Source organism: Halorussus marinus (assembly GCF_004765795.1).
GTDB classification, from domain to species: domain Archaea; phylum Halobacteriota; class Halobacteria; order Halobacteriales; family Haladaptataceae; genus Halorussus; species Halorussus marinus.
This window is the reverse complement of the sequence record NZ_SBIV01000021.1, coordinates 1-8,217: the sequence shown is the minus strand read 5'-3', so window position 1 is coordinate 8,217 and position 8,217 is coordinate 1. Positions and strand designations below refer to the sequence as shown.

The 8,217-nt window shown below is 64.7% G+C and carries 6 protein-coding genes; all 6 read right to left on the bottom strand.

The window, feature by feature from the left end; all coding sequences use genetic code 11:
* A partial coding sequence (locus EPY72_RS18970; RefSeq protein ID WP_135807444.1) for an ATP-binding protein occupies nt 1-1,379 on the bottom strand: 1,379 nt, incomplete at its 3' end.
* Nucleotides 1,376-2,065: a hypothetical protein gene (locus EPY72_RS18965; RefSeq protein WP_135807443.1), complete on the bottom strand. Its 690-nt coding sequence runs from the start codon at nt 2,063-2,065 to the stop codon at nt 1,376-1,378. The genes EPY72_RS18965 and EPY72_RS18970, both read right to left, overlap by 4 nt.
* Entirely contained in the window at nt 2,062-2,394 is a 333-nt protein-coding gene (locus tag EPY72_RS18960; RefSeq protein ID WP_135807442.1) for a hypothetical protein, read from the bottom strand. Before EPY72_RS18960 ends, EPY72_RS18965 begins: the two co-directional genes overlap by 4 nt.
* The gene (locus EPY72_RS18955; protein ID WP_135807441.1) at nt 2,394-5,945 is read right to left on the bottom strand and encodes a hypothetical protein; all 3,552 of its coding nucleotides are present in this window, start codon (nt 5,943-5,945) and stop codon (nt 2,394-2,396) included. Before EPY72_RS18955 ends, EPY72_RS18960 begins: the two co-directional genes overlap by 1 nt.
* Before the next feature lie 555 nt (nt 5,946-6,500).
* Nucleotides 6,501-7,538 carry an ATP-binding protein gene (locus EPY72_RS18950; RefSeq protein WP_135807440.1) on the bottom strand — a complete coding sequence of 346 codons (1,038 nt, stop codon included), beginning with the start codon at nt 7,536-7,538 and terminating at the stop codon, nt 6,501-6,503.
* A 107-nt stretch (nt 7,539-7,645) separates the two neighbouring features.
* Nucleotides 7,646-8,217, bottom strand: a 572-nt coding sequence (locus EPY72_RS19600; protein WP_168216075.1) for a hypothetical protein, incomplete at its 5' end; no start/stop codon positions are given.

The window sequence follows — 8,217 nt, the reverse complement described above, 5'->3', positions numbered from 1 at the left end:
TACCAGTCCCGGAGCGTCTGGCGTACCTCGTCGCTCCCGAACACCGGCCGTTTCTCCCGCGCCGCCGCCAAGTACGCCCGGAGTTCCTCGGTCGACAGCTCCGGCTCAACCGCGTCCGCCGACTCGGGGACGTTCTTGTCGATCTCCCGGCGTTGCGCAGCGTCACGTCCAGCGGTGATGTGGTCCGCGATCGCCTCGACCGCGTCCGGATCGGTCTTCTCCTCGGGACAGAAGATCAGGTCGAACCGGTCGAGCAGCGGTGACAGCACGTTCGTCTGCTCCGCGGGCGACCGCTCCGGATCGAAGTGACCATTCTCGGGGTTCCCCGCCGCGAGGATCGCCGTCTCGGCCTCCAGCGTCGCCTTCTGCCCGGCCTTCTCGATGTTGATTACGCCCGACTCCATCGCCTCCAGCAGCGCGTTCTGCTCCTGATCGCCAGCGCTGTCGAGCTCGTCCAGGAACAGCGCCCCGCCCGAACATTTTGGGATCGCGCCGGCCGTCACCGTGAACTCCGCGTTCGAGAAATCGTCGCGAGTGATCGCCGCCGTCAATCCGGCCGCCGACGTCCCCTCGTTCCCGCTCGACTTCTGCGAACGCGGCGCGAGCCGCACCAGCGCCTCCCCGAAGTCGGTCTTGCCCGCGCCCGGGTCACCCAGCAGGAACATGTGAATCTGCCCACGGTAGTCCTTCCCGTCGGCGCCCGTCGGGGCATTCGCCCTAACCAGCTGGCAGATCAGCGCCTCCTTGATGTGACGATCGCCGAGATGGCTCGGTGCGACCGACTCAACCAGCACGTCCACCGGGTCGTCGCGGCTCGCGACCGCGTCGATGACCTCCCGGTACGGCTCGACGTCGAACTCCCCCGGATCGGTGTCCTCGACGAGGACATCCTCGGCGTCGAACGCCTTGTCGAACACCGTCGACCCGCCATCCTGGAGCGGGAGGTACTCCGCGATCAGCGAGACGCACCGCCCGCTTTCGAGCCCGCGGCGTGCGAGCTCGTCAGTCAAGAAGACGTCCATCGACTCCGTCTCACCGTTGGTCATCTCCTCGGGCAACTGCTGGAGCCGGAGCTTCTGGAAGTCCGTCCACTCCGAGCAGTCCTTTCGGAATCGCCACCGCACCCGCTTGAGTTCACAGCCCGGGCAGACTGCCGGCTGGTCGATGTCGCCGTACCCCTGCTCGATGCGCTCCAGGTGCCCGCACCGACGGCATTCAAACGCGGCCGTGGTCACCTTCGGCCGGACGCTCGACCGCTTCACGACCTGCCCGCGGACCGTGATGGTCTCCCCGAGATGCTCCGCGCGCTCGTCTCCGACCGACAGCACTGGCTTCGGGAGCGATTCGTCGACGTCCTCGGGCTGGACCGTCTGGCTCACTGCTCACCACTCCCGTCGGTCAGCACGCGGTCCTCGGGACTCGTCCGGCGGTACTCGTAGGCCTTCAACAGCCAGAACAGCGCCGCCGCCCCGAACAGCGCGAGCGCCGCGTTGACGGCCGTTCCGAACGTCACACCGATCGCTCGCCCGACGACGGTCTCGGTGACGAACGCCTCGACTGAGCGCCACGGAAAGATAGTCGCCTTTGCGAGGATCGCGGCCAGCAGGCTCACCGCGATCAGCGCCGTAAGCTCGGCCAGTCGCGACCACATCTCTGACTCGGTCGCGAACCAGAGGAACGGCCCGACCGTCACGATGACCGCAACAGTATCGAGCCAGCCGTAGATGGCCGGTTTCCCGACCGTCCACGCCACCACCAGCCCCAGCGCGACCAGTCCCTGATAGAACCGCGTCCGGCGTTCGCTCGCGTCGGCGTACCGCTCGTCGAGCCAGTCCTCGGCGTCGCTAAGGGCCGCCCGGATGCGGGGCTCGTACTCAGCGCGCCACGTCTCGCGTGCCTGCCCGGCCCGCGTCTCGATCTCGTCGCGAAGGCTCGCAAGCCCCGACCGGATGCGGGGCTCGTACTCGGTGCGCAGCTCGTCGACGCGACTCCGGCTCCCCGAGTCATCCTCGACGTCGTCGCCGTCGTCGTCGGCGGTAAACGTGTCGAGGGTCGCGTCGCTCACAGTATCCCACCTCCACCGCTCGGCGAGACCGTCTCGACCAGGACGTCCAGCAGGTCGTAGATTGGCGCGATATTCACGCCCGGGATGACCCCCGCGTGGAGCGCCCCGGCGAGTGCGACCGCCAGCACGGCCACCGACACCGCTCCGTACCGAACGGCGACCGTGCTTGCTGTCCGCAGGAACGCCACCACCGACGAGAGCCGGTAGCCCCACCAGAACAGCGTCAGTGTCGAGACGACCGCGCTCGCCCCGATCATGCCTTTCAGTCCGAGCGTCGCCAGGACCTGACCGACCGCCTCGCGCAGCACCACGAACACGTCCGCGGGCATCAGTCGTCACCTCCCGACGACGTCGTGACGCTATCATCGTTGTCCTGGACGATCACCTGCGTCATCGCCGAATCGTCCTCGCTGGAACTCCCGCCAGACGAGGACGACGAACTGCCCGAGCCACTGCTGGAGTTGCCGAACAGCCAGCGGTACAGCGCGTAGGTGGCGAGCCCGACTCCGGCGAGCCCGCCGAGCCGGATCGCGGGATCGAGCGCCTCCGCGATCACCGGCCCGAGCGTCCCGGAGATCGACCCGGGCGCCAGCACCTCCAGCGCGAGGATACCGACGAACGCCACGCCCACGCCGAGGTAGCCGATCTTGAGCCGCCGGCCGCCCGGCAGGTAGTCGATGCCGTAGTAGAGCCCGAGGATCGCGAGCACTGCGCCACCCAGGATCGGGACGGTGCCCGAGGAGATCAGGCCCGACGCCGACCCGGGCGCCACGATCTCCATCCCGAGCAGCGTCACCGCTCCCGCAGTCGTCAACAAGACCAGCACGTCCCGCCGGCCGTAGCCACGCGAGCCGTACCGCCGCTGGAGCCAGTAAACGAGCCCGACCGAGCCCGCAACCAGCGCGAGCACCAGTCCGCCCTGGAGCGACTGGCCCAGCCCGAATGGCCCACCGATGCCGGAGTCGCCAGCGTTCTCGCTCGCGATGATCTGGAGCGTCTCCGGACTGTCATCGTCGACGAACACGACGCCGTCAGCGCCGGCCTTCTCAACCGTCCGTGTATCCGAGTGGGTCACCGACCAGAGCGCGTAGCTCTTGTCTTCGACCGCATTCAGCCACCGGATTGTCACCGGGCCCCCGTTCGTCCGCCCCGGGTCGAGATGGAACTGTTGGGCATCGAGGTCCTCGATGTGGACCTCCGCATCCCCGCGCTCGGGAGTGACCTCCAGGGGCGTGTACTCGACCCGAGCGGTCGCACCCTCGCCAGCGTTCGGGAGATGGACTCGTTGGGCGCCATCCGCGGTCACCTGCGAATACTCCTCGGGCTGGCTCCACGACTCGTTGTATGTGTGGACGATCCGCTGGTTCTGGATACCCAGCCAGAAGTTCTCGCCTTTCTCGGTCACTTCGATAGCGGTGTCGAGCCGATCGCCCGGCAGTGTCGGCTCGCGGATCGTGATGTCGCCATCGTTGACCTTGACCCGCCAGCCCTTCGCGTGGACCGACACTGACTCGTTCGCTTCCATGTCGCCGAGCTTGACCGTCACCACCGCCGACTCCGCATCGTACTCGTAGTTCGCAGAATCCATCCGGGTGTACTCGGACCCGTTCCGAGCGATCTCCAATGTCTTGATGTTGACTACCGAATCGTGGAACGGCAACTGGAGCGTCGCGTCCTGCTGGTCGTCGACGAACGTCTTGTTGATCGTGCGCTCCTCGGTCCACGCCGTACTGTTGTAGCTTGTCGAGTGGCTCGTCGCCGCCGTATGGTAGTAGTCGACCCCAACGCGCGCGGCTGGCGCCTCCGCCGACAGCGATTCGCCGACTCCGACCTCGACAGTATTCGTCCCGTTCGCGAGCCACGCAGTCGAGACGTTCAGCTCCGTGGTCTCATTTTTCGCGAGGGTTCCGTCAAATGCGGCCTCATAGCCGTTGACAGTGACGCTTGGATTCACCGACTCAGAAATTTCGGTATAGTTGACCGCGACTGAGACCCTCGACCACGATCGCGTTGAGACAACTGTCTCATGCGACCCGAGCGAGAGGTCGACGCCACGGGTCACCGTTTCGCCCGGCTCAAGCACCCCCGAGTACGAGGCCTCGGGGGTGCTGTCGCCGTCGAAATCCAATTGCGGGTTTTCGGTGACGCTGCGCTCATCAGCGTTGATCTCCCAGTCGAAGCCCATGGTTGTCGTCGCAAATGCCAGTTCATTTGTCCCGTTGTCGAGGTTTAATAGTGAGACTGTCACGGTCTCGCCACTCTGAAGAACACCCTCGTACGTTCCATCGATTGACCCATCCGCCCCGACATCGACCTTCGGGTTCTCGGTCGCAGTTACCTCGTCGGCCTCAATCTTCCAGTCGACTGATCCCTCATCAACAGAGGTCATCACCGACTGTGTCCCTGCTTGCAACGACGATAAATCCCGAGATACTGACTCACCCGGACTGAGGATGCCGGAATACGAGGCATCTGGTGAGCCATCACCGTCGATATCGACCGTCGGGTTTGCTGGCGCATAACGGTCCTGTTTGACTAACTGGTAGTCGAGCGCACCACCTCCTCCCGAGAACTGGAGGTCGGTCGCATCAGCAGCCAATGGCATCGATTTTGTCACGGATTCGCCATCAGATAGATCACCGAACGACGTCGAATTACCGTGACCATCAGAGACCGCCACATTCGTCGGCGACACAGTCGCCTCAATATCAGGGTCCAGGGTGCTAGTATACGTATCACCACCCCGTTTATACGACAGGCTGTCTCGCCCATCGGCTTCCGACATTGAGCTGATCCTAAGCGATTTCCAGGTGTCATCAACTCCACCTGTCGTGACAAACTCGACAGTAGTGCGCCCTCCGTCAGCGACAAAAGTCGAGTCGAGGTCAATCGTTATCTCGCCACCCGACGACGGCGGAGTCCACCCGCTTTTGACCACCGTCCCCTCGCCATACGTCTGATCATGTCCCTCGTTGACCATGTAGATATCCACCGTCGCCTGACTCGGATCACCATAATCCACCGTCGCATTCAACGACACTGATGACACCTTGCCCTCTAAGTCTTTGAACGTGAGTTCTCCGTGAATTGGCTTACTACTATAACTTCCAAGAATTGGTTTATTACGCCATCCATGTTCCGGACTACCAGCGCGTTGATGGGTCGTTGCATGACCCGTGACTGTGAGCTGCGGGTCTCCGGTTGCCGGGCCCACCGATGGCAAATTACCCGTTATAATCGAGTGCGTTGATGACGGAGTAATATTCGAACCACTCGAATTTACCCACATCGCCGTCTCTCGCCCTGTCAATGTGATCTGCTGGTTCTTCGGAACGACATTCCCGTCCACCGAGATTGATTCCGTCGCACCGTCAGATTGACTCGTCGCAGTCCATGACGCATCCGACGTGTTCGATCTCCCAGTGAATGTTACGGTCGAGTTCACGGGCAGTTTATTCCCGCCAACGCTGATGGAATCAGTCGAGCCATCGCTGGCCGATCCGGCCCAGAACGTCTGGCGAGTCTCCTCGACCCCCATAAATGTCACTTCAGGCTGGCCGTTTGCTGGCCCAGTCGGGGCGTTCGTTCCAGCCGCGGTAACCGGCAACATCTCGCCATCTGAGAGTGCCGTTCCCGACACCGACTCCTGTTCTGTCGATTCACGACCGGTCAATTCAACCGAGAAGTTCTCGGCCTTGCTGGCGTCCGCCAGCTCGTAGCGACTCGTCGAGCCGTCGGTCGCCGCGTCCATCTCGATCGAAACCTCGCCCGCGAACGTGCCCGTCTCCTCGGCCGCGCTCACCACCACGGGCGACCACACGGGGACGAGCGCACCCATCACGACGAGCGCGACAAGCGCGAGCGCTCGCGATTTACGCATCCGCGCCCACCTCCGTTCGCGCCTGAGCGAGCGCCCCGCACGCGGTATCCTCCGCCCGTGCGAGGCCGACCGCGCTCGCGGGCAACCACGCCCACAGCACCGCGCGCGCCGTCGCACACCGACGCGCCTGCCCGCCTCCGGTCACGTCCGCACCGACGCGGCCGCGGACGCGTCTCCGCGAAATCCTTCGCTCGCGCGCTCGCCACCGCTCGCCCGCCAGCGCGTTCAAAAACCCACGCGAAGACGAGCGCTCGCGCGAGGTCGCCCGCGGCCGCGGTCCATCGCGAGCACCCGCCCGCGCCTTGAACCGAGCGCGCGAACCACGCCACCGAGCGAGCAACCGCGCACCTGCTCGCGACGCGCATAATGCGCCCGCACCCCCGGGGGGGATATTCCGTTCATATCCGAAACGCGCGCGTGCGTAATTGCTCCCGATCGAGGCCGAACTCCGCCGGGGACCGCCTCCTCGCCGCATCCGACCCCCCGGATTTTCATCTGAGCGCGAGCTCGCGCTCGACGTCGCCACGCCGATCGTCGACGTCGGTCGGGTGGCAATCATGCCGTCACCCCTCCCGTCGAGGTCGCCCCCTCCCGGCCGTCCGGATCGAGGTACACCTTCAAATCGCCCTTGATCGGCTTCGGGATGTTCGGCCACCCGACCTTTTCGAACGAACTCTCGGTGTAGAGCAGGGCCGTCCCGATGTCCTCGTCGGACATCAGGTCCTCCTCCATCGGAACCGACTCCATTCCGACCGGAATCGACGACGATCGTGACTGGCGCGGGTTCGCTGTCCCGTTCATGTGAATCCGGAACGAGATGCGGTCACGCCACAGCGAATGGAGGTGTTTGTCCTTGTGGCCCGCGAAGTACCGCGCGATCCCGTTCTTCCGGAAGTCCTCCATCGACTCGCCGAGCATCTTGATTTTCAGCCGCGTCAGGTACTTGTCGTTCGCCGCGCCCTCGGGCGCCAGACTCTGGACCTCGTCCTGAATCCAGCTCGTCCACGCCCACGGCCCGCGCTCAACCAGCGAGAGCCCCCAGCCGAACCACCAGTGGTTCACCGGGTCCTCGGCCGTGAACTCGACCTCGTCCGATGAGTCGGCGACTACGCGGTCGCTCTCCTCGTAGACCCACTGACACCCCCGCATCTTCGGATCAGGGTACACGACGTTGAACTGGCCGTCTCGGAGAACCCGCAGGTTCAGGTCCATCACGTCTTTGTAGTAGACCACCTCTCGGACGATGTCCTCCAGATCGACCTCGACGCCACGCGAGCCACGCGATCGCTGTTTCGGCACGAGGCGAGCGGTCGGCTCGTACCCCTTCGGGACGCACACCCGCGCGACCGGCGCAAACGGAAGCCACTCCGACCGGCTGCCGGTCACCGCCGACCAGACCACCCGCGCCTCGTTCAGTGCCATCTCGACGCTGGCGATCCGCAGCAACAGCGTCGACTTTCCCGAGCCTTCTTTCCCGACCGTGAAACACCCCGGGCCGCCGGAGACGCGGGCTGTCCCGCCGTCCCATGTGTGGTCGAACAGCGCCGGACCGAGATCGTCGTAGTCCCACGCGTCGAGGTCGAACTTCCGCATCCCGAACCTCCGGCGGAGGTAGTCCGCGTCGGAATGCAATCGGTCATCGTCTCGGTACTCGCGTGTCTGCGTGTGTGGGTCAGGTAAGTTATCAGGGTTGGGAGCAGTCATATCTGTGTCTCCTCCAGTCGTTGTTTGTCCGGGTCCTCGCGGAGCTCCTGCGCGCGCTCTAACTGGAGCGCAGGTGTCAGCGAAAACGCCGGAAGCAGGTAGAACGCCGCCAGTTGCTCGCGCTGGCGGGCGTGATCACTACGGTCGCCGAGCAGCACGTCCCGAGCAGTCCGCTCCATCTCCAGCCGCCAGTCGAGATCCGCGTCGATCCGGTCGAGCTCCCCGAGCGTGACGTCATCGAGGTGATGGAGCCAGGTGTCGAGTGCGTCCTCGGATTCAAATCCGTCGAGGAGCTTCCGCAACGCGACCGTCTGTCGGTCTTTCAGCGTCTGGAGCGACGGCCGCATCGCGAACATCGAGACGTCCTCGACGTCGACGCGATTGTCCTCCTGGACGTACTCGCCCGCGTCCTTCCGGAGCGTGCGATAGCCCGCGCGACAGGCCGGCCGGATGAACTTCTTCGCCATCCGCCGGCGGACCGTCGCGGCCGCGTCCAGCGACACCGGCGTCTGCCGGTAGTGCCGGCGCTTCTCGCTGGTGATTACGCATGACAGTACCACCTCGTCAC

What these genes read in the sequence shown, in the direction of transcription:
- EPY72_RS18950 (WP_135807440.1), bottom strand. Translation starts at nt 7,538, where the DNA reads ATGCGGAAGTTCGACCTCGACGCGTGGGACTACGACGATCTCGGTCCG.
- EPY72_RS18960 (WP_135807442.1), bottom strand. Translation starts at nt 2,394, where the DNA reads ATGCCCGCGGACGTGTTCGTGGTGCTGCGCGAGGCGGTCGGTCAGGTC.
- EPY72_RS18955 (WP_135807441.1), bottom strand. Translation starts at nt 5,945, where the DNA reads ATGCGTAAATCGCGAGCGCTCGCGCTTGTCGCGCTCGTCGTGATGGGT.